The organism is Micromonospora sp. NPDC003197 (assembly GCF_053590565.1).
In genome coordinates, this window is the sequence record NZ_JBSFTE010000002.1 from 1 (window position 1) to 20,267 (window position 20,267).

The 20,267-nt window shown below is 68.2% G+C and carries 27 protein-coding genes; 16 read left to right on the plus strand and 11 right to left on the minus strand.

Features of this window, described 5'->3' with window-relative positions; all coding sequences use genetic code 11:
- Positions 1–162 precede the first annotated feature (162 nt).
- Positions 163–1,059: an alpha/beta fold hydrolase gene (locus tag ACWDV4_RS02155; RefSeq protein ID WP_449974159.1), complete on the minus strand. Its 897-nt coding sequence runs from the start codon at positions 1,057–1,059 to the stop codon at positions 163–165.
- Positions 1,060–1,178: 119 nt separating this feature from the next.
- Between ACWDV4_RS02155 and ACWDV4_RS02160 the strand changes: the two genes are divergently transcribed.
- Both ACWDV4_RS02160 and ACWDV4_RS02165 read left to right on the plus strand, forming a co-directional pair.
- Entirely contained in the window at positions 1,179–2,018 is an 840-nt protein-coding gene (locus ACWDV4_RS02160) for a TetR/AcrR family transcriptional regulator C-terminal domain-containing protein (RefSeq protein WP_449974160.1), read from the plus strand.
- Between the two features lie 108 nt (positions 2,019–2,126).
- Positions 2,127–3,101, plus strand: a complete 975-nt coding sequence (locus ACWDV4_RS02165; RefSeq protein ID WP_449974161.1) for an asparaginase — start codon at positions 2,127–2,129, stop codon at positions 3,099–3,101.
- A 134-nt stretch (positions 3,102–3,235) separates the two neighbouring features.
- Here ACWDV4_RS02165 and ACWDV4_RS02170 read toward each other — a convergent pair whose 3' ends face one another.
- A complete protein-coding gene (locus ACWDV4_RS02170) occupies positions 3,236–4,042 on the minus strand; it encodes an alpha/beta fold hydrolase (protein WP_449974162.1) in 807 nt (268 codons plus the stop codon).
- A gap of 139 nt (positions 4,043–4,181) precedes the next feature.
- Between ACWDV4_RS02170 and ACWDV4_RS02175 the strand changes: the two genes are divergently transcribed.
- From ACWDV4_RS02175 to ACWDV4_RS02190, 4 genes are all read left to right on the plus strand, one after another.
- Positions 4,182–4,799 carry a helix-turn-helix domain-containing protein gene (locus tag ACWDV4_RS02175; protein ID WP_449974164.1) on the plus strand — a complete coding sequence of 206 codons (618 nt, stop codon included), beginning with the start codon at positions 4,182–4,184 and terminating at the stop codon, positions 4,797–4,799.
- On the plus strand, positions 4,796–5,650 hold the full coding sequence (locus ACWDV4_RS02180) for a hypothetical protein (protein ID WP_449974165.1): 855 nt from the start codon (positions 4,796–4,798) through the stop codon (positions 5,648–5,650). Before ACWDV4_RS02175 ends, ACWDV4_RS02180 begins: the two co-directional genes overlap by 4 nt.
- A 91-nt stretch (positions 5,651–5,741) precedes the next feature.
- Positions 5,742–6,056, plus strand: a complete 315-nt coding sequence (locus ACWDV4_RS02185) for a DUF2516 family protein (protein ID WP_449974167.1) — start codon at positions 5,742–5,744, stop codon at positions 6,054–6,056.
- Positions 6,053–6,940 carry an alpha/beta fold hydrolase gene (locus tag ACWDV4_RS02190; protein ID WP_449974169.1) on the plus strand — a complete coding sequence of 296 codons (888 nt, stop codon included), beginning with the start codon at positions 6,053–6,055 and terminating at the stop codon, positions 6,938–6,940. The genes ACWDV4_RS02185 and ACWDV4_RS02190 overlap by 4 nt, the downstream gene beginning before the upstream one ends.
- A 71-nt stretch (positions 6,941–7,011) precedes the next feature.
- Here ACWDV4_RS02190 and ACWDV4_RS02195 read toward each other — a convergent pair whose 3' ends face one another.
- Both ACWDV4_RS02195 and ACWDV4_RS02200 read right to left on the minus strand, forming a co-directional pair.
- Complete coding sequence (locus tag ACWDV4_RS02195; RefSeq protein WP_449974171.1) at positions 7,012–7,698, minus strand: nucleotidyltransferase domain-containing protein; 687 nt, start codon at positions 7,696–7,698, stop codon at positions 7,012–7,014.
- A 100-nt stretch (positions 7,699–7,798) separates the two neighbouring features.
- Entirely contained in the window at positions 7,799–8,608 is an 810-nt protein-coding gene (locus ACWDV4_RS02200; protein ID WP_449974172.1) for a methyltransferase domain-containing protein, read from the minus strand.
- A gap of 165 nt (positions 8,609–8,773) precedes the next feature.
- On the opposite strand from ACWDV4_RS02200, the gene ACWDV4_RS02205 reads away from it, so the two are divergent.
- The gene (locus ACWDV4_RS02205; protein ID WP_449974650.1) at positions 8,774–9,688 is read left to right on the plus strand and encodes an SDR family oxidoreductase; all 915 of its coding nucleotides are present in this window, start codon (positions 8,774–8,776) and stop codon (positions 9,686–9,688) included.
- A 42-nt stretch (positions 9,689–9,730) separates the two neighbouring features.
- On the opposite strand, the gene ACWDV4_RS02210 is transcribed toward ACWDV4_RS02205, so the two are convergent.
- A complete protein-coding gene (locus ACWDV4_RS02210) occupies positions 9,731–10,699 on the minus strand; it encodes a helix-turn-helix transcriptional regulator (protein ID WP_449974173.1) in 969 nt (322 codons plus the stop codon).
- Between the two features lie 53 nt (positions 10,700–10,752).
- On the opposite strand from ACWDV4_RS02210, the gene ACWDV4_RS02215 reads away from it, so the two are divergent.
- The 3 genes from ACWDV4_RS02215 to ACWDV4_RS02225 all read left to right on the plus strand — a co-directional run bounded on the left by ACWDV4_RS02215 (position 10,753) and on the right by ACWDV4_RS02225 (position 12,601).
- Positions 10,753–11,568 (plus strand): EI24 domain-containing protein, encoded by an 816-nt coding sequence (locus tag ACWDV4_RS02215; protein ID WP_449974175.1) that lies wholly within the window; start codon positions 10,753–10,755, stop codon positions 11,566–11,568.
- Between the two features lie 109 nt (positions 11,569–11,677).
- On the plus strand, positions 11,678–11,890 hold the full coding sequence (locus ACWDV4_RS02220) for a hypothetical protein (protein WP_449974176.1): 213 nt from the start codon (positions 11,678–11,680) through the stop codon (positions 11,888–11,890).
- Positions 11,891–12,085: 195 nt separating this feature from the next.
- Positions 12,086–12,601 (plus strand): O-acetyl-ADP-ribose deacetylase, encoded by a 516-nt coding sequence (locus ACWDV4_RS02225; RefSeq protein WP_449974177.1) that lies wholly within the window; start codon positions 12,086–12,088, stop codon positions 12,599–12,601.
- A 46-nt stretch (positions 12,602–12,647) separates the two neighbouring features.
- Here ACWDV4_RS02225 and ACWDV4_RS02230 read toward each other — a convergent pair whose 3' ends face one another.
- Entirely contained in the window at positions 12,648–13,286 is a 639-nt protein-coding gene (locus ACWDV4_RS02230; protein ID WP_449974179.1) for a TetR/AcrR family transcriptional regulator, read from the minus strand.
- A gap of 84 nt (positions 13,287–13,370) precedes the next feature.
- On the opposite strand from ACWDV4_RS02230, the gene ACWDV4_RS02235 reads away from it, so the two are divergent.
- Positions 13,371–13,808, plus strand: coding sequence for an SgcJ/EcaC family oxidoreductase (locus ACWDV4_RS02235; protein ID WP_449974181.1), 438 nt, complete (start codon positions 13,371–13,373; stop codon positions 13,806–13,808).
- On the opposite strand, the gene ACWDV4_RS02240 is transcribed toward ACWDV4_RS02235, so the two are convergent.
- On the minus strand, positions 13,805–14,620 hold the full coding sequence (locus ACWDV4_RS02240) for a helix-turn-helix domain-containing protein (RefSeq protein ID WP_449974182.1): 816 nt from the start codon (positions 14,618–14,620) through the stop codon (positions 13,805–13,807). The two genes, ACWDV4_RS02235 and ACWDV4_RS02240, sit on opposite strands and share 4 nt — an antisense overlap.
- Before the next feature lie 136 nt (positions 14,621–14,756).
- Between ACWDV4_RS02240 and ACWDV4_RS02245 the strand changes: the two genes are divergently transcribed.
- Both ACWDV4_RS02245 and ACWDV4_RS02250 read left to right on the plus strand, forming a co-directional pair.
- Positions 14,757–15,191: a hypothetical protein gene (locus ACWDV4_RS02245; RefSeq protein ID WP_449974184.1), complete on the plus strand. Its 435-nt coding sequence runs from the start codon at positions 14,757–14,759 to the stop codon at positions 15,189–15,191.
- 3 nt (positions 15,192–15,194) lie between these two features.
- The gene (locus ACWDV4_RS02250) at positions 15,195–15,833 is read left to right on the plus strand and encodes an NAD(P)-dependent oxidoreductase (RefSeq protein ID WP_449974186.1); all 639 of its coding nucleotides are present in this window, start codon (positions 15,195–15,197) and stop codon (positions 15,831–15,833) included.
- A gap of 31 nt (positions 15,834–15,864) precedes the next feature.
- Here ACWDV4_RS02250 and ACWDV4_RS02255 read toward each other — a convergent pair whose 3' ends face one another.
- A complete protein-coding gene (locus tag ACWDV4_RS02255) occupies positions 15,865–16,419 on the minus strand; it encodes a class I SAM-dependent methyltransferase (protein ID WP_449974188.1) in 555 nt (184 codons plus the stop codon).
- 62 nt (positions 16,420–16,481) lie between these two features.
- Positions 16,482–16,961, minus strand: coding sequence for a MarR family winged helix-turn-helix transcriptional regulator (locus ACWDV4_RS02260; protein ID WP_449974190.1), 480 nt, complete (start codon positions 16,959–16,961; stop codon positions 16,482–16,484).
- Between the two features lie 250 nt (positions 16,962–17,211).
- Here ACWDV4_RS02260 and ACWDV4_RS02265 point away from each other — a divergent pair, with 250 nt between their 5' ends.
- On the plus strand, positions 17,212–17,538 hold the full coding sequence (locus tag ACWDV4_RS02265) for a DUF1877 family protein (protein ID WP_449974652.1): 327 nt from the start codon (positions 17,212–17,214) through the stop codon (positions 17,536–17,538).
- Between the two features lie 403 nt (positions 17,539–17,941).
- On the opposite strand, the gene ACWDV4_RS02270 is transcribed toward ACWDV4_RS02265, so the two are convergent.
- A complete protein-coding gene (locus ACWDV4_RS02270; RefSeq protein ID WP_449974191.1) occupies positions 17,942–18,676 on the minus strand; it encodes a helix-turn-helix domain-containing protein in 735 nt (244 codons plus the stop codon).
- Positions 18,677–18,873: 197 nt separating this feature from the next.
- Between ACWDV4_RS02270 and ACWDV4_RS02275 the strand changes: the two genes are divergently transcribed.
- A complete protein-coding gene (locus ACWDV4_RS02275) occupies positions 18,874–19,059 on the plus strand; it encodes a hypothetical protein (protein WP_449974192.1) in 186 nt (61 codons plus the stop codon).
- Positions 19,060–19,155: 96 nt separating this feature from the next.
- Positions 19,156–19,431 (plus strand): hypothetical protein, encoded by a 276-nt coding sequence (locus ACWDV4_RS02280; protein ID WP_449974194.1) that lies wholly within the window; start codon positions 19,156–19,158, stop codon positions 19,429–19,431.
- A 26-nt stretch (positions 19,432–19,457) separates the two neighbouring features.
- Here ACWDV4_RS02280 and ACWDV4_RS02285 read toward each other — a convergent pair whose 3' ends face one another.
- Positions 19,458–20,105, minus strand: coding sequence for a CatB-related O-acetyltransferase (locus ACWDV4_RS02285; protein WP_449974195.1), 648 nt, complete (start codon positions 20,103–20,105; stop codon positions 19,458–19,460).
- Between the last annotated feature and the right edge of the window lie 162 nt (positions 20,106–20,267).

Genomic DNA, 20,267 nt, shown 5'->3' on the forward strand with positions numbered 1-20,267 from the left:
GAACAGGACTCTCGACAAGCCCTATTTTCCCTGATCAGAAGGCACTTCTTCGTTTCCGGTCCACTCCTTGGACAGCCCTTAACGAAGGGCCGAGGTTAACACCTTCACGCCTTTAGGCGTTACGCCTAACGCCTTTACGCGCCCTGCCTTACGCGTTCTGCCTTACGCGGCCAGCGCCTTGATCAGCCAGGGGTGCAGTACCGGTAGAACATTGGTCGGCTGCATCGCCTGGGTGTGGTCGAGCCCGTCCAGCACCTGGACCGTCCAGCCGTACGCTTCGATTTCCGCCCGGTGGTGGACGAGCGGGCCGCCCAGGTCGACGCGGACGTCTCCCCAGTTCGCGTCGTACTGGATGGTGTCGGCGGAGCCGGCGAAGCACAGCCGTGGGCAGCTGAGTCGAGCCTGGGCGGCGCGATCATCGAAGCCCTGTAGCGCCTGGTAGAGCGTGACGAACTGCCGGGTCTGCGCCTCCGTCAACGTCATCTCGACGGAGGACCAGTCCAGTTGGTCGGTCGAGGTGTCGGTGGTCGGGTCGGCTGGCTCTGTCGTCGCCGGGGTGGATGTCGGCTCGGCCGATGCTGCCTTCTGCTCGGCCGCGATCGCCATGTCGTAGGTGGTCATGGTGACCCGCAACATCTCGGCATACGGTCCGTGCAGCGGTGGGAAGCCGCCCATCACCAGCGCGGAGAGCCGGTCGGTACGCAGCGCCAGTTGCAGTCCACTCAATGCCAGCCAGGAGTAGCCGTAGTAGGCAAAGCTTCGGGAGTCGACCGCGTCGGCGATGGCGAGCAGGTCGCTGGCCAGGCTGTCGGGGACCAGGGTGTCCGGCTTCGGGTTTGCCAGGACGTGTCCCTCGTAGTCGAATGCGACCACTCGGAAGTCGTCCCGCAGTCCGTCGATGAGCGTCCGCCCGAGGGCGGGATCCATGCCCCATTTGCGCAGTTCGTCAGCCCGGGGGCCGACTGCGGGGTGCGGGTTCACCGGTAGGAGGAGGGTGGGGCCGGTACCGTCGACCGTCAGGTCGATGACCGCCCCGTCGTGCAGTTTCGCTTCGGTCATCTCGTTCTTCGCTCTTCTCTCTCGTCTCGGGTCTGCGTCCTGCGCTCGGAACGGCATCTCCGTATCCGATAAAGTAATGCGTAGGGCAAGATAGCTTATGTCGTAAGGAGTTGCTAGGAATGGTCGTCTACGCCGGGCAGAACGACCCCGCCTGGTCGATGTCCCGACTGTGGCGTCCGGCGCCTGCGGAGCGGGCCCGCCCTGCTCCCGGGCCCAAACCCGGGCTGAGCCTGGAGGTGATCGTGGCCGCCGCCATCGATGTCGCCGACCGGGACGGCCTGGCCGGGCTCTCCATGAAGGCAGTGGGGCAGCGGCTCGGCCGTACCGCGATGGCGCTGTACACCTACGTGCCCGGCAAGAACGAACTGATCGACCTGATGCACGACGCGGTACACGCCGAACTGCCCGACGACTACGACCTCGGCGCGGGCTGGCGGGCGGCAACCACCACCTGGGCACGGCAGCTACTGGCGTTCCACCTGCGGCATCCGTGGACACTGCAGGTGTCGTACGCCCGGCCGGTGCTCGGCCCGTACGAGCAGAACGTCGTCGAGACCCTGGTCCGCATCCTGCGGGAAAGCGGACTGCCGGCCCGGACGATCCGGCGCGTCAGCGGCGTCCTCCTGCACTTCGTACGCGGCACAGCGCAGACCATCGCCGAGGCGCGGCTCGCCGCAGCCGCGACCGGCACCTCGGACCAGGAATGGTGGTCCGCCCGGTCCGCGCAGCTCGCGGCGGTCGCCCCCGACTTCGCCACCCGCTTTCCGGCGCTGACCTGGCTGTCGAGCCAGGAGTACGCAGCGGACGCTGACTCCCCGGCCGACGCTGGCGACGAGCTGGCCGACGAGCCGGCGGCTGACACTCGTACATATCTGGAACACGAGACGGAGGAGATGTTCGCGACCGGGCTGGCCGTCCTGCTGGACGGAATCGAGGTGACCATCGGCCGGCGTGCGTGACGGCCGACGTACGGCCCGGTGCCCGTCCGCAGTGGTCCGCCGTAGGGGGAGATCTCACACCTGAGGGTTCCCTAAGGTCGGCCCGGCCCGGCTCGGTACCGTCCACCCATGGGAAAGATCTACAGGGGCGGGGTGCCGCTCGCCGAGGTGGTGCGCTCCGGATTCGTGGAGGGCACGCACCACGGCTCGGTGGTGGTGCTGGACTCGACCGGAGCGGTGCTGGCCTCAGCCGGCGACGTCGACTCACCGATCTTCCCGCGTTCGGCGAACAAGCCGATGCAGGCGGTCGGGATGCTGCGGTCCGGTCTGCGCCTGGCGGACGTCGCCGACCTCGCCCTGGTCTGCGCCAGTCACCACGGTGAGGATTTCCACCTGGCCCGGGTGGAGACGCTGTTGCACAGCGCCGGGCTGACCGAGGCGGCGCTGCACTGCCCGCCATCCCTGCCGCTCGGGGAAGCGGCCAAGGTGGCCCTGTACCGGGCCGGCGGACGACCAAGCCGGCTACACATGAACTGCTCCGGCAAGCACGCCGGAATGCTGCTGACCTGCCTGGCGGCGGGCTGGCCGACCGAGGGTTACTGGCGGCCGGAGCACCCGTTGCAACAGCGGGTACGAGCCGCGGTCGAGCAGCTGGCCGGGGAGGAGGTCGCTGCGGTCGGCGTGGACGGCTGCGGCGCCCCGGTGCTGGCGATCTCCCTGACCGGGCTGGCCGGGGCGTACCTGCGGCTGGTCTCGGCCGCTCCGGGATCGGCGGAGCGGACCGTGGCGGACGCGATGCGTACCCATTCTTTGCTCGTGGCCGGCACCAGTGCGGAGGACACCCGGCTGATGACCGGGATACCCGGGTTGCTGGCCAAGAGCGGGGCGGAGGGCGTCATCGCGGCGGCCCTCCCCGGGGTCGGTGCAGTCGCCGTGAAAATCGACGACGGGGCCATGCGGGGAAGGCTGCCGGCAGTGGTCGCCGGGCTGCGCCGGCTGGGCGTACAGGCCCCAGTCCTGGACGAGTTGGCCGACGTGATCCAACCCGACGGCGCCCACCTCCTCGGTGTAAGGAAGGGCCCCTTCTTATCGCTTTCTGCATAGGAAGGGCCCCTTCCTAACCGCGCTGCGCGCGGCGGTGCGCTTAACCGTGCAGCGCGCGGAGGTGCGCTTAACCGTGCAGCGCGCGGAGGTGCGCTAACCGCGCAGCGCGCGGGAGGTGTCAACCCGGGCGCAGCTTACGCGGGCGGCAGGAACGCCAGTATCGCCTCGTTGACCGGGCCGGGACGCTCCAGCGGTAGCAGATGCCCCGCATCCGGCACGTCGGGCAGCCGTACCGCACCCGGCACCTCGGTCACGATCCGGTCGGCCAGCTGGGAGATGTCCGGAACATCGGCCGCACCCGCGCTGACCAGCACCGGTACGCGGATCTCGCCGAGCCGTCCGATGGCCGGCGGGTCGAGTTCGCGTACGGGCACCTCGGCCAGCGCATGCTCGGCGGCCAGCGCCTGGCGGTTCAGCTCCCGGGTGAAGTCGAGCAGCCCGGCGTCGATGTCCTCCGGTCGGCGGCCGGGGCCGACCACCCAGAACCGCACCTCGGCGTCGGCGTTGGCGGCGATGTCGTCGTCGGCGATGTCTCCGTTCAGCGCGTCCCACAGATCGTCCGCCTCGGCGGACCACTGGTGACCGGAGACGGCGGTGCCGAAGAGGACGAGTGCGGAGACCCGGTCCGGATGGGCGAGCGTGGTGTCGATCGCCACCGCCCCGCCGAAGGAGCAGCCGACCAGCGCGGCCCGGGGCACCTCCAGCGCGTCGAGCAGCCCGACCACATCGTCATGATTGGCGAAGGCGGCGCCGGGTACGTCGGACTCGCCGTATCCGGGCAGGTCCAGGCTGATGACTCGGTGGCGAGCAGCGAGCGCCTCGATCTGCCCGCGCCACATCCGCCGGTCGGCGATGCCAGCATGCAGGAGTACGACGACAGGTCCGTCGCCGCCGGTGTCGTCGTATGAGAGCCCTGTTCCGTTCACGTTGATCTTCGGCATCAGCGGACCGTAGAGGGTCGAAGTGCCAGATTGCAACAGATTGGCCCGATCACCCGGTAACCGCCTTGAAGTGATCTGTGTGCTAGCTCTCGCAAGCGTTTTGCTTGCAGGAGCTAGCAAGTCGACGTACGGTTGACGCATGGCCAACCCCAAGGATCTCCCTCGCGACATCGGGGGATTCATCCGTGATCTGCGCCGGAACGCCAAGATCTCGTTGCGGCAGCTCGCGGAACAGGCTGGCGTCAGCAACCCGTACCTGAGTCAGGTCGAACGGGGTTTGCGCAAGCCGAGCGCGGAGGTGCTGCAGCAGCTCGCCAACGCGCTGCGGGTGTCGACGCCGGTGATGTACCTGCGGGCTGGCCTGCTCGACGACAAGGAGGGGCAGGGGGTCCTCGCCGCGATTGCGACCGATCCCGACCTGACCCTGGCGCAGAAGCAGTCGCTGAGCCAGATCTATGAGACGTTCCGTCGGGAGAACATCCGGCACCGGGCTGAGGCTGCCGAGTCCAGCGCTGAGGCCGGCGAGCCCAGTGCCGAGGCTGCCAGACCCGAGGCTACGACCGGCTCGACGGAGCCTGCCGAGCCCACCGCAGCGGCTAGTGGTGCCGCTAGGTCCACGGCCGGGATGCCGGTGGACGGCGTACTCGAATCCGTGATCGCGACCGAGACCAGCGCAACCCCGACCCCCCAAACCGAATCCGAGCCGGTGCGCACGGTTGGTGAGACCACGCCGGCACCCGAGGAGGAAAAGCGATGAGCCAGACCCGAATCCCCACCCCGCTCTACGCCGCTGCCGGAGTCGGCGACCTGGCCTACGAGCGGGTACGCCAACTGCCCGAGCTGGTCACCGAGCTGACCGCGAAGACCAACGTCAGCAGCGCCGAGCTGCGTGAGAAGGCCGCTGCCACCACCGTTGAGCTGCGCGAGAAGGCGGCTGCCACGCTGCGCTCGGCCAACACCGCCGCAGAGGGCCTGCGTACCCGGGCCGCTGCCGGCGAGATCGATCGCAAATGGCTGCGTACGACCGCGATCCGCAACGCCGCCGTACTGGTCGCCGGCGCGCAGACCGCCCAGGAGCGGGCACGTGCCGCGTACGACGCGATGGTGACCCGCGGCGAGCGGGTCATCGGATCCGGGGTCGTCCGGGCTGCCGACACCGTCAACGCCGACATGGAGGTTACCGAGCCGGCTGCGGTGACGGCGACCTCAGCCGAGCCCACTGCGGTGACGGCGACCTCGGCTGAAGTGGCCAAGGTGGAGCCGGTTCCGGCTGCCGAGTCAGTGGACGTGTCCGAGACGGCGGACGCACCGACGGCCGAGTCGGCGGACGTAGCAGCGGCCGAGCCGAAGCCGGCCCGGAAGTCGGCGGCGAAGGCCACCAAGCGGGTCGCCGCGAAGACGGTAAAGCCCACGGTGAAGGCTGCCAAGCCGACGGTGACCAAAACCACCAAGCCGACGGTGACCCAGGCTGCCAAGCCGACGGTGACCAAAACCACCAAGCCGACGGTGACCAAGGCTGCTAAGTCGACCGTGGCCAAGGCCACCAAGCCGACCGTGACCAAGGCCACCAAGCCGGCAGCGAAGGACACCCCGCCGGCTGCCGAGTAACCGGCAACGTAGCCCAGGAAGTAGGGCCAGCCGGTCGTCCCGGGAGCGGCATGCCAGCCGTACCCGGGACGACCGACATAAGCTTCAAGGCATGGTCTCTGCCGCGCCGCTGTTCTTCGAAGCTGTCCGGAGCATCATCGATTTGGTGCTGCTCGTCTTCGCGCTCGTCATCGAGAGCGTCGCGTTCGTGCACTGCCTCACCCAGCGGTCCGACGCGTTCCCGGCGATCGGCACGCTGCCCAAGGCAGGCTGGCTGGCCATTCTGGGCATCTGTCTCCTGTTGACCCTGCTCGGCTTTAGTGTGATCAGCATCTTCGGACTGATCGGCATTGCCGCCGGGATGATCTACATGCTCGACGTCCGGCCCGGACTGCGGGACCTGACCGACGGCAAGGGGTACTGGTGAGAGACTTCCGCTGGCCGCCGCCGCCCGACGCCGGCCCCCGGACGTACGGCCCCGGCCCGAGCGCGCCCCGCAGCGGTCGGCCAGCCCTGCCGGAACCGGAGACCGAGCTGGTCGCCACCCCACACGGCGTACGGCTGGAACGGCTCGTCACCGGCAGCGGCGACCCGGTGACGGTGTTCGCCCACGGCCTGGGCAGCGGCATCGCGACCACCCGACCGCTGGGCAGCGCGGTGACCGGTCGCAAGATCTTCTTCCAGTTCCGGGGACACGGGCGGTCCGACGCCCCGACCGGACCGTGGAACTATCTGGACCTGGCCCGGGACCTGCGGGCCGTCGCCGACCTCGGCGGTGCCACCCGGGCGCTCGGCGTCAGCCTCGGTGCCGGTGCCCTGTGCCGGCTGCTGGTGGAGAGCCCAGAACGCTTCGACCGTCTGGTCTTCTTCCTGCCTGCGGTACTCGATCAGCCCCGGCCGCCGGCCGTACGGGAGCGGATGTCCAACCTGCTGGACGCGATCGAGGCCGGAGACGCCTCCGCGCTGGCCGAGGAGGTGTCCTACGAACTGCCGCTGGCGGTGCGTAACACCCCGCCCGGCTGGGCGTACCTGCGGCAGCGGTTGGACCAGTTGATGCGCGACGGGCTCGCCCCGGCGCTGGCTACCCTGCCCGAGCAGGTGCCGGTCCGAGACCGGGCGGCGCTGGCCCGGGTCACCGCTCCGGCGCTGGTGATCGGCTGTGTCGGGGACGATCTGCACCCGGTCTCGGTGGCGGAACAGCTCGCCGCCGCGTTGCCGAACGCCACGCTGCACATCTACGACAAACCCGGGGTCCTCTGGACCGAGCGCGCCGATCTGCGTATCCGGATCTCCGACTTCCTCAACGACTGAGCCCCCCCGCCACGCTTTGGTGTTAGGAAGGGCCCCTTCTTATGCAAAAAGCGATAAGAAGGGGCCCTTCCTTACACCCGAGGCGGGAGGTGGGCGGCGCGTACGGCCAAAAGCCAGCGTTCCACCGTCGCCTCGTCGGGGTGCTCCGGCAGGGGCGTACGGATGGTGTCGAAGTCCCGTTCCGCCTGGGCGAGCAGCTCTCGTGCCTCGGTCAGCTGACCAGCGGCGACGCGCTCGCCGAAGTCCAGGAAGGACTGCGGGTCGTCGAGCCGGATCGGCAGGTGGCCGGTGGCGTACAGTTCCCGCCCCTGATGCAGCAGGCGGGCCAGGTGGCGAGCGTGTTTGGCGGTACGCCTGCGGGTGTCGGCCGAGAACGTCCCGTCGCCGCGTGACTCCAGTTTCCGGAACTGTTGGCTGGCGTAGCCAAGGTAGGCGGCCCGTACCCGGGGTGCGGAGAGGAACGCCGAGCGGATGGCGATCAGCTGGTCACCGAGCTCGGTGCGGGTCTCGTACAGCTCGTCCGGCAGCCAGGCCAGCTCGGTCGCGGTCGGGTTACCGGAGAGCGCTAGCCGGCACCACTTGCCAGCCTCGTGATAGGTCACGTCCGGTTCGGTGGTGACGATCGACTCCTGCGGCCCGCGCAGCCCGTGGAATGCGACGGTCGGCGCGGCGAAGATGCCGATCCGGTCGACATCCGAACCGGGACCGGCCAGGCCGTACGCGGTGGAGCCGACGATGCCGGCGAGCAGCAGGTGCATCCGGCCAGGATGCCGTACCGCAGACCAGCCGCCGAGCGAAATTCCAGGCGCGGCCGGTAAAGCGTACCGCCGGTACGGCTCAGGCCCACGCGGTACGGGCTCAGGTGCGGCACAGGATTTCGCCGTGCAGGATGACGAACCAGCCGTCCTCGGCGGCGGCCCATTCCTGCCAGCCGGCCGAGATGCGGTCGAGGTCGGCCGGGGTTGCCGCGCCGGTCGTCACCAACTGGCGGGCCAGATCGGATTCGCGGATCCGGTCGGCCCACATGCCGCCCCACCACTGCCGGTCCTCCGGCGTGGCGAAGCACCAGGTGCTGGCGGTGGCGGTGACGTCGGTGAAGCCGGCGGTGCGAGCCCAGGAGAGTAGCCGGCGTCCGGCGTCCGGTTCGCCGTGGTTGGCGCGGGCGGCCTGCCGGTAGAGGTCGAGCCATTCGTCGAGCGCAGGTACGGAGGGATACCAGGTGAACGCTGCGTAGTCGCTGTCCCGGGCGGCGACCAGTCCACCAGGGCGGCAGACCCGGCGCATCTCACGCAGCGCCTGGACCGGGTCGGCGACGTGTTGCAGGACCTGATGCGCGTGGACCACGTCGAAGGTGTCGTCGGGAAAGTGCAGATCGTGTACGTCGGCGAGGGCGAACTCGATGCTGTCCAGGCCGCGCGCGGCGGCCTCGGCGCGGGCGAGCCCGAGTGCGGCCTCGATGGGTTCGATGGCGGTGACCCGACCGGGGGCTACCCGAGTGGCGAGGTCGGCGGTGATGGTGCCGGGGCCGCAGCCGACATCAAGCAGGGACATGCCGGGCGCGAGGTGGGGCAGAAGGTAGGCGGCGGAGTTTTCCGCCGTACGCCACCGGTGCGAGCGGAGTACGGACTCGTGGTGACCGTGGGTGTAGACGTTCGGTGTTGCCGTCATTCCCTGAACCTTAATGTTGAGTCCCGAGATGCAGGACAACTGTTCTGAATATTGAGACGATACCAATGAGTCGCGGTGGCCGAGAAAACCGGACATCGGTTGTCAGATTTTGTTGGCAGGGTCAGCCACATGACGAAAGAGATGGCGAAGGACATGACGAAAGACATGACCGGAGCGCTGGCCGGGAAGGTGGCGCTGGTGGCCGGGGCGACCCGGGGGGCCGGCCGGCAGATCGCCGTACAACTGGGGGCGGCGGGCGCGACCGTCTACGCCACCGGGCGCAGCACCCGCGAACAACGCTCCGAGATGGACCGGCCGGAGACGATCGAGGAGACCGCCGAACTGGTCACCGCAGCCGGCGGAGTGGGCATCGCGGTGCCCGTCGACCACCTGGTCCCCGAGCAGGTACGCGCCCTGGTGGAGCGGATCGACGCCGAACAGGGGCGACTCGACGTACTGGTCAACGACATCTGGGGTGCCGATCCACTCATCACCTGGCACAAGCCGGTGTGGGAGCAGCCGCTGGAGGCCGGCTTCCGTACCCTGCGGCTGGCCATCGACACACACATCATCACCAGCCACTATGCGCTGCCACTGCTGATCCGCAACCCGGGCGGTCTGGTAGTGGAGATGGGCGACGGTACTACCGAATACAACGCCACCAACTACCGACTGTCGGTCTTCTACGACCTGGCCAAGACGTCGGTCAACCGGCTGGCCTACAGCCAAGCCCAGGAACTGCGCGAACACGGGGCCACAGCGGTGGCGCTCACGCCGGGGTGGATACGTTCGGAGTTGATGCTCGACCTGTTCGGTGTCACCGAGGAGAACTGGCGGGACGCGACGGCCAACGAGCCGCACTTCGTCATCTCGGAGTCCCCGGCGTTCGTCGGGCGGGCGGTCGCCGCGCTGGCCGCCGACCCGGACAAGGCACGCTGGTCTGGCCAGTCGCTCTCCAGCGCACAACTCGCCAAGGTGTACGGCTTCACCGACCTGGACGGCAGCCAGCCCGACGCCTGGCGTTACATCGTGGAGGTGCAGGACCCCGGCAAGCCGGCCGACGCGACCGGCTACCGCTGACCGGGCCGTTCGCCGGCCCTGTCCCGCCGACGACGCGCCAGCTCAGTCGGCGTACAGGCTGATTAGTCGGCGGGCGGCGGCGGCCATCCGGTCGCGTAGCTCCGGTGGGTCGAGCGCCTCCGCCTCCGGCCCGAGTTGCAGCAGTTGGTGATAGGCGACGTCGATGGACTCGACGGGCAGCCGGGTGGTCACCCACCCCTGCCCGTCGGGTTCGCCGGCCGCCGCGATCGCCTCGGCGGCGGCCGGCGGTTCGGTGACCATCCGCAGGGTCCGCAGTCCGGCCGGGCTCAGCCGTACGGTGACCTGGTCGGCGAGCATCGTCCGAAGGAAGTCCGCCGCCCGATCCGCCCAGAAGCCCGCCAGGTCGAATGTCTCGTCACGGACGAAGGCCGACTCCTCGATCTCGACCTCCTGCACCCGGTCGACCCGATAGGTCCGGTGACTTTCGTCGACCCGGCCCACGAGATACCAGACGCCGCCCTTGAGGACCAGGCCGTACGGCTCCAGCGTCCGGGTCACGGTCCGTTCGCCCCGGCGGTAGTCCAGGCGTACGACGCGGTCCTGCCACACCGCTCCGGCGAGGTCCGCGAGCGCCGGTGGCGGATCGGCCTCCCGGAACCAGCCGGGGGCGTCGAGATGGAATCGCTGACCGGCTCGGGCCGAAGCATCTCGCAAGCCGGGTGGCAGCGCCGCCAGCACCTTCAGTTGGGCGGCGGCCACAGGCCCGGCCAGCCCCATGTCCCCGGCCGGGCCGGGCAGTCCGGACAGGAACAATGCGTCAGCCTCGGCCCGACTCAACCCGGTCAACCTGGTCCGGTAGCCGCCGAGTAGCCGGTAGCCACCGGCCCGGCCCCGGTCGGCGTACACCGGCACCCCGGCGGCGGAGAGTGCCAGCACGTCCCGGTAGACGGTCCGCTCGGAGACCTCCAACTCGTGGGCCAGTTCGGTGGCGGTCATCGTCTCCCGGGACTGCAACAGGAGCACCAGGGAGATCAGCCGGGCAGCACGCACCACGCAATCCTGCCCCGAGGCTCGTTGGTGAGCTGGCAGTAGGCTTCCCGATCGTGGACGTTTCCAGGGTCACCGCACCGGCGATGAGTACGACCAGACAGTTCTTCTCCGGCGTCGGGTTGCTCCTGCGCGGGCTCAAGCTGTACGTCCGTAGTCCCAAGATGATGCTGCTCGGTACCATCCCGGCGCTGATCTCCGGCGCGCTGTTCATCGGCGCGTACGTGACCCTGATCTACTTCTCCGGTGACCTGGCCGAGTGGGTCACCCCGTTCGCCGACGACTGGTCGGACTGGGTACGCCAGGCGACTCGCCTGATTGTCGCGATCGCCTTCCTCGCGGTCGGCGGGCTGCTCGCCGTACTCACCTTCACGGCGGTGACGCTGCTGATCGGCGACCCGTTCTACGAGAAGATCTCGGAACGGGTGGAGGCTCGGTACGGCGGCGTGCCGAACGAGGTCGAGCAGCCCTTCTGGCGCTCGCTCGGGCGAAGCATCGTCGATGCGCTGCGACTGGTGGGCCTGTCGATACTGGTCGGGTTGCCGCTCTTCCTCGGTGGGTTCATCCCGGTCGTCGGGCAGATCGTCATCCCGGTCATCGCCGCCGTCTTCGGTGGCTGGATCCTCGCCCTGGAGTTGGTGGCTGTCCCGTTCCAGCGGCGCGGACAGCGGTTGCCCGGCCGGCGGGTGGCGCTACGGGCCAATCGGCCCATCGCGCTCGGCTTCGGGGTGGCGGTCTTCTGCTGTTTCCTGATCCCGCTCGGCGCGGTGTTGATCATGCCGGCGGCGGTGGCCGGCGGTGCGCTGCTCGCTCGGCGATCCCTCGGTCTGTCCATCGAGGAGACCCCGTCGGTGCCGGTAACCCGCGTCTGAACGGTGTTGGGCTCGCCCGAGAAGAGCAGCGAAGCCGATGATCGCGGCGTACCACCAGACGTCGCCGTCGCGCGTGGTCAGCTCGCCGTACCGGTTGGCGAGGAAACCGGTGAAGACCAGGACCGCGACGCCGGCCACACCGATGGTGGCGCGAAGATCCGGTACGCCCGCCGCGTACCCGCCGACGACCACCGCGACGATCAACAGTCGGCCCGGTATGGCGTCCCCCGGGAAGACCGCAGCGGCGATGATTGCGGCGAGCACGACGATCGCGCAGCCACCGGCGAGGCTGATCCCGATCGGCGTACGACTGGTCTCCTGAGCGGTACCGGTTCCGGTGGACACGTCGATATTTCCTTCGCCAGCGCTGGCCCCTTCGGTCTGGGCCGACTGAGGCAATGTCAGCGGGGAGCCCGGTGTCCGGTCATCGATCTTGACACACCCGATACGCCCCGGTGGCAAACTTCTACGCGGCCGTAACGGCGGCCGTAACGGCCGTTGGGTGGAGGAGGCGTTGATGGGTTTCGTGCTGGTCCAGGGGGACATCACCCGGGAGCAGGTGGATGCGATCGTCAACGCCGCCAACTCGTCCCTGCTGGGCGGTGGCGGAGTGGACGGGGCGATCCACCGACGCGGCGGGCCGGCGATCCTCGACGAGTGCCGGGCGCTGCGCGCCTCCCGGTATGGCCGGGGTCTGCCGACCGGGAAGGCAGTGGCGACCACCGCCGGCAACCTGCCCGCCCGCTGGGTGATTCACACCGTCGGCCCGGTCTGGTCCGCTGCCGAGGACCGCTCGCAGGTGCTACGCGACTGCTACACCAACAGTCTGCGGGTCGCCGACGAATTGGGTGCCACCACGGTCGCGTTCCCATTGATCTCGTCCGGCGTCTATGGCTGGCCGGTCGACGACGCCGTACGGCAGGCGCTGACCGTACTGCGGGAGACGACGTCGATCGAGGTGCGCCTGGTGCTGTTCGGCGCCGACACGTTCGCCACGGCGCAGCGGGTCGCCGCCACCCTCCCGACTGACTGACAGCGGCAGCCGGTCGACTGTCGGCGGCGCTTCTCGGTGGACGTCGTCAGCGGGTGGCCCACATGGCCTCGTAGTGCTGTGGGCTCGGTGGAGGACCTGGTAGTGGCGTGGCGTTGTGGGCCCTGAGTCCGTCCATCGTGATTGCCAGCAGGCGGAACCGGGCTGCTTCCTCGGCCTGTTTCGAGGGAGTTGGCCCAGGCCGGCTGAACTGTCCGATGAGCAGCGAGATGTCCATGGTGGTCACGTCGGCGCGAAGGGCTTCCGCGTGGTGGGCGCGGGTGATCAGCGCGTCGGTGAACCGCTGGGCTTGTTCGGCGGCCTCCTGCATCTGCGGTGTGATGTCGATGGTTCCCGCCAGTGGGGCCAAGGCGCCAAAGCCGAACCGCACGCATTCGATGATGTAGTGGGTCAGTCCCTGCCACGGGTCGTCGATCGCCAGTGCGGCGCGAGCCGTCTCGGCTAGGTGTTGTAGGGAGTCGGCGCACAGTCGTTGGAGCAGCTCCTCCTTGGTGCGGTACCGGCGGTACAGGCTGCCCATTCCCACCCCAGCCCGCTCGGCGACGGCCGAGACCGGAGCGTCGAATCCCTGGGCGATGAAGACTTCGCGGGCCGCCTCGATCAGCGCCTGGTCGTTGCGGGCAGCGCGGGCCTGGGGCCCCCGCTTGCGGGGCATGGCGTCGGACATGCGGCCAGGCTACCCATTGCGGAGTGATCCCCTCCGAGTTACTTTATTCGGAGCGATTCACTCCGAATAAAGGTGGGGACAGCCATGTCTACTTCCGATGCCATCCAGCCGATCGCCGCAGAGCAGATCGCCGCCATCAGGCAGCTGGTGGCCGATGCCGAGAAGCACCAGAACGACCCTGAACCGTTCCTCGCCCTGCACACCGCCGAAACGATCATCGTCAACATCGCTGGCCGGCGGGTCCTGGGCCGGGACGCCCTGCGACAGGCCATGACGGCGGCCCTGGCAAGCCCACTGGCGCAGGTACGCACCAGACAGGAAATCGTGGACGTGCGCTTCCCCGCCCCCGGAGTCGCGCTTGTCAGTTGCACCAAGCACGTGTCCGACGACCGGGATCCAGGGGGGAAGGACACCAGCGGCGCAAGCCTGCCGAACTCGGGCAGCCTCACCTACCTCTTGGTCGAGGAGCAGGGTGCCTGGCGTATCGCTGTCGCGCAGACAACGCCGATCATGGGTGCTTAGTTAGCCGACGGGGTGGCCAGGCTGCGAAAGGTCGCTGCGGTGAACTCGTCGAGGGGATAGAACAACTCGATCCCCAACTCCGACAGTGTCACGTCGGCCGGGGCACCGAACGTGGTCATGGTCCCGAACATCGACAGCTCGCCCAACGGCGTACGGACCCGCAGCGGCACCTGCACCGGACATGGCTGGGTCGCCGGTGCATCCGCCCCGGCACCCGGCTCGGTGACGACGGGATAGCCGCACACTTCGTCGTACAGTTTGCCCAGCTCGGCGTCCCCGGTGGCCTGGACCTGACGGAGCAGCCGCTCCAAAAAGAGGGCACGGACCTGGCTGAGGTTGACCAGTCGGGCGGCGAGTCCGTCGGGATGCAGGGTCAGCCGGAACACGTTCGGCCGTGGCTCCAGGACGTGCGGCGGGATGCCGTCCATGAGTACGGACATCGCCCGGTTACCGGTCACCACGTTCCAGAGCCGGTCGACCACGACGGCCGGATACGGCTCGTGTGTCGTCAGCATCGTGTCGAGCGCGGACCGGATCGAGGCCATGCCCTCGTCGTCCAGGCTGCTTTCCTGGTACGCCGGAGCGTAGTCGGCGGCCAGCAGCAGAGTGTTGCGTTCCCGCAGTGGTACGTCCAGCACGGCGGCCAGGTGCAGCAGCATTGCCCGGCTCGGCCGGGCCCGGCCTGTCTCCACACAGGACAGATGTCGGGCCGAACTGTCCGCCCGGATGGCGAGTTCGAGCTGGCTGAGCCGACGGCGTTGACGCCACTCCCGTAGCAGGGTGCCCACCCGGGACGGCTGGTCGAAGTTCATGGCGGGAAGGGTAGCCATCGTTGGATCAGCGACGCCATGACCTCTGAGGTCATTGAGGTCATGGCCTCGGGGCTGGCACGGTCTTCGCAGCGGCCGGGCCAGAGCAGGCCAGGGCTGACGAAGTGAGGAGACCGAAATGACCACCCCGACCATGACAGCCCAGTACGCGGTGGACGGCACATCGCCGTCGTCCCTGCTGCGTACCGTCCTGCTGATCGATGCCTGGAGCACCCTCGCCTTCGGGGTCTTTCTGCTGGCCGGCGGCTCGTGGCTCAGCGGTCCGCTCGGTCTGCCGACCACCTGGTCGGTCCCGATCGGCGTGGCGATGCTGGGCGGGGCCGCCGCGCTCGGCCTCATCGCGGGCTATCCGCGGATCCCGGCCCGGCTCGCCCTGACCGTCGTCGCGGGCAACCTGCTCTGCGGGGTGGCGCTCGTGCTGCTCACCATCTCGGATCTGCTGCCGCTAACCGGTTTCGGCACTGTCTTCATGTTGTTCGGTGCGGTGTTGGTCGTGGTCGGCGCGGCGCTGGAGTTCGTCGGTTACCGGGGTTACCAGGCGGACGGTCGCTGACCGATGTTGATCACCGTATTCGGGGCCACCGGGGGCACCGGTCGGCTCGTCGTCAAGCAGGCCCTGGAAGCGGGACACGAGGTACGGGCGGTCGTCCGCGACCCGGCCCGGCTTCCGTTGGAGCATCGGAACCTGCGCGTCCACCAAGCCGACGTCTTCGATCCGGCGGCCATCCGGCCGGCCGTCGCCGACGTCGAGGCGGTCGTCTCCGCGCTCGGCGCGCCGAGCCGCAAGGACACCTCGATGGTCTGCGCGAGGGGCGTACGCAGCATTCTGACGGCGATGGAGTCGACCGACGTACGCCGGATCGTGGCGATCAGCGCCCAGCCGGTGCTGCGGAACGGGGGCGGCGATCCGCTCTGGTTTCGTAGCACGGTGCTTCCGATCGTGCGGGCGCTCCACAAGAACGTCTACGTCGACCTGGCGCGAATGGAACAGTTCCTGGTCGCCAGCACCGCCGAGTGGACGATTGTGCGGCCGCCGATGTTGACCGACAAGCCGGGCACCGGCCGCTACCGTACGGCGATCGAGGCCAACATCGCCGGCTCCAGCCTGACCCGCGCCGACCTGGCTACGGCCCTGCTCGACATGCTGGCCGCCCCAACCACCGTCCGCCATGCGATCGGGGTCACCGGGCCGTGAGAGCCGGCTTGTTGTCGTCGGTCCGCTCGGCTCAGTGAGGCTTACGCGCATGGACACGTTCGATCGCGCCCCTGGCCAGTCGTTCGCTCTCCTCGGTGGTGACGCCAAGCCCGCGCAGGGTGGTGATCGGCCGGCGGGTGTAGTGCTCGCCCTGTAGGGGGACGCTGGCCAGTTCGACGACGTGTTGAAGGGCGCGTATCGGCCAGAAGGAAGCGGCAACGTGGTCGACCAGCAGCAGGCGTCCGCCAGGCCGTAGGACGCGGAGCGCCTCGACGAGAGCCCCGCGTTCGTCGGGGATGCAGCACAGGGCGAAGGTGCTGACGACGGTGTCGAATGTCGCCGTCGGGAATGGGAGGGCAGTTGCGTCGGCCCGGCTGAGGGTGACCGCCCGATTGACCCGTTCGGCCTGTTGCTGCGCGGTGTGGAGCATGGCCGGGCTCCAGTCGATGCCGGTCAGGTCAACATCGCCAGGGTAGTGGGGGAGATTGGCTCCGGTGCCGATGGCGATCTCCAGGGTGGCGCCGCGCGCCCGGCGGCACACCCAGCTTCGGCTGTCGGCGAAGTACTGGCGTTCGAGCCAGGCCATCCGTGCGTCGTAGCTGGGTGCCTGCCGGTTCCAACAGCCGACGAGCTTTCCGGCTGACCGGGTCATGGCGTGGCGGGTTTCGGGGAGTCGGTGCCGCCACGTGCGGAGGCATCGACGATTTGCGCGAGAGCGGACGTGACGTCCTGGAGGCGGTCGGGTCCGACGATGGCACCCCAGCGGGCCGCCAGGTCGGCGAAGTAGGCGGTGGCGATCTCCGTGGCCTGGGCTCCACGGTCGGCGCAGACGACGACCCGACCACGGCCGTCGCTCGGGTCGGGGGCACGTCGTACGTAGTCGCGTTTCTCCAGGTAGCCCACGAGTTCGCTCATCGCCTGTGGGGTCATCCCGGCTCGTCGGGCCAGCGTGGTGGGTCGGGTGCCATCGCAGTCCATGAACCGGAACACGTTCAGGTAGTGGGTGGGACGTAGTTCCTCGTGTCCGGCCTCGACGAGGTGGCGGTGCAGCTCGTCAAGGATCACGTTGAACGCCTGACTGATGAGCTGTGGCAGGAACGGCGCCGCACTTGTAGGTTCTTCGGACACCTTATAACCTCACCTTCTAAGGCTGCTTGACTACTTTTTATCGTAGCCAACAGCAGCACGATGCAGGGGGCGGACCTGGTGCGGATCCAGCCCATCCTGTGTGTCGCCGACTGTCAGCCCCTCGCGTGGGTCCCCCGGCTGGTTGGCTGCTGGCGTGGCTACCTTGGTCGTCGGGCTGCTAACGGTGGCCCTGCGGCGGCGGCGACGTTAGTGCGCCCAGTGCTTTAGCGGGGGTGGTGGATTCGTGGGTATGTACCTGTCGTTCACCCGGGTGACACCGGAGGAACTGGACCGGGCAGTCGCAGACCCGGAGTGGGCGGAGAAGAACGTATTCGATGGAAACCTGCAGTATTGCTCGCTGGACAAATCCTGGGCGGGCATCCAGTTTCTGCTGGACGAGGCCGAAGTGGATGTCGATGTCTACGAGGACGGCTGCTTCATCGACGATGCCTGCACCCTCTTCGGCTGGGACGTCGACAACGTCGACTGGCTGCGGCATTACCACCAAGAGCTGGTCGAGTTCTTCGAGGCGACGGCCGCATCGGGCGGTGCGATGATCCGGAGCTTCAGCTTCTAGTAGCAGCAGCGCAGTGGTGCGGCGGCCGTTGCTGATGCCGCAGCAGAGCACCAATGTCATGTTGTCGTGCGATGGCGCCTGAAGCCGGTGTGTCGGTGATCCGTGACAACCACCGGCACGCCAGGCTTCAGCTTCGGCGGTGACACCGTGCCGGTCGACCTGCGTCAGCCGATGCGATGATGACCGGTAGTTCGGTGCCAACCAACAGTCAGCTGACTGCCTTCAGGGCGCGGCGGAGACGATGAAGCTGCGAGCCCGGGGGCGACGCAGGATCTTCGTCATTTTTACTCCGTTCCTCACCGGCCGGTTCGATCATGAACCGGCTGCGGAAGATCGTAAAGAGGTGTGTCCAGTCTCGACTGACGAGCGACCAAGAGCGACTCAGGTGCTCTTCGGTTGCCGTCTACGAGTCATCCTTGGCAGCGTCCCAAAGGTGCTCGAAGTGCGCTACGTACCGGTCGAATGCTCCGCCTGTCTGCTGCCGTCGCAGATGTAGCGTCACCGAGTCCTGTCCGAGTTCGTCCCCGATGTGGGTTGCGACCAGGGCGTCATCGTCAAAAATCCACACCGACATGGCGATATGCCGGTCTGAGAGGCGTACGGGCAGATCGCTGCCTGTCTTCGTGATCTCGGTCTTGGTGAGTGCGATCCGGGTGGCGATCGTGAGGGGACTTCCCTCGATGGTCTCCCGCTGCCGCGTCACGTCACTGGCTGGGTCGCCGAGTAGGAAGCGAACGTCTGCCCCGGCCTGGGCCTTCGCCGCGAGCGTCGTGCCTGCCTCCGGTGTGTCTAGCCAGATGAAGTAGGAGGTGTACCCGCCGAACCATAGGCGGGTACTTGCCGCCGATATGAGGTCACGAAACAGGGACCGTGGCATATCGGACCGCCGAGGGTAGAGCGCGACCAACTCGCGGTCCGCGCCCCTCTTGACTGCGCGTCGGATGACATCGGGCCAGAGCACGTTTACATCCTCCCGGACTGCGGCGGCTGCCGCTATGCGATGCCTGGGGTGCGGGACTCGGCCCCTGCTGATCCACCGCTCGACGCTCTTCTGGTCCACGCCTACCGCCGCAGCGAGGTCGGTCGTGGTAATTCCTGCGGCCTGTAGCGCGCGATGGAGTATTTCGTTTCGTGACATCGGGGGACCTCTCGAAGACGTCCCTCGATCCTCTCACGGAGACGGTTACCGCGTCTGCCCTGACTCGGCACTGTGTGTAATCGGACGTGGCGGTGCGGCAAGGCCGCCGACGGGAAGCGTCCGTGTCGGGGCCACCGCCTACATCCCCCCGTACGTGCGGTGGCCCCTTTTTTTTCCATCGAACAGAAGGAGCTGCCATGTACAGCGGTGACTACGAGCCGGTTCCCCGTACGCCTTCGAAGCCGGCGGTCCGGTCGGACGACAGGTCCGGGCCGGAGGCGGAGCCGGAGACCGTTCCGGTCGAGGAGCATCCGCCGTGTGTCGAGCTACGGGTACGACGGGACGCGATCGTACGGGCCAGCAAGGCGGGGCCGCAGCCGTGATCTGTCTGGTCGGGCTCTGGCTGGCTCGGGTCGTACGACTGCTGGTGCAGCTTGCCACGTCGGTGCTGTGGCTCGGTGCGGGGATGTTGATGGTCGATGCGGCCATCGCGTGACCAGGGTGTCCAGCGGGCTCAGCGTGCCAGGCTACCCGAGGGTGGGGACCTGTTGCGGGTCACCCGGGCGGCCAGCGCCCAGTTCGCCGTACCGATGATGTTTCGGGTTATCCGGCCGCTCGACTGGCCCACCTATCGGGGGTGGATCTGGCTCGACGGATACCAGCTCGACCCGGCCGGTGACGCGGTCGAGCGCCGGTCGATCTTCGTACGGCTGGCCGGCTTGCAGGCCGGGCCTGCCGGTCCCGGAGGCGTTTGATGCTGAACCACCCTGACCCAATGCCGCTACCGGTGCTCGGGTGCCACGGCTGCAAGGTCGTCGATGCTGCCGGACACGATCGTGGGGATGTGCTCGGTGATGTGGTCGATCGGCCAGTCCCACCAGGCCAGGGCCAGGAGGCGGGCGATCTCCTCTTCGCTGTAACGGCGGCGGATGAGCTTGGCCGGGTTGCCGCCGACGATGCCGTAGTCGGGGACGTCGTCGACGACGACGGAACCAGAAGCGATGATCGCCCCGTTGCCGATCCGGACACCGGGCATCACCATGGCCCGGTAGCCAAACCAGACGTCATTGCCCACCACGGTGTCACCCCGGCCCGGTAGGCCGGTGATGAGATCGAAGTGTTTGGTCCACGATCCGCCCATGATGGGGAAAGGAAAGGTCGAGGGGCCGTCCATGCGGTGATTAGCGCCGTTCATGATGAACCGCACGCCCTCGCCCAGTGCGCAGAACTTTCCGATGATCAGCTTCTCTGGCCCGTAGTGATACAGCACGTTGCGGGTCTCGAAGGCGGTCGGATCATCCGGGTCGTCATAGTAGGAGAACTCGCCGACCTCGATCAGCGGCGAGGTGACCAGCGGCTTCAACAACACCACCCGTGTCTGGTCGGGCATCGGATGCAGCACGGTCGGGTCGGCGGGTGTATCTGGCATAACGGATAGCCTCCTCGGCCGTCGGGGTCGACCCGACCATGATCGCAACGCCCGCCCGGCTTCTGCCAGGCAATTCCAGGTGCTCCGACGCCGACCGTCAGCGTGGCTGCCTGAATGAGCCGCCGGCGAGCCATCATCGCCTTGACTGGCCGACTAATGTGG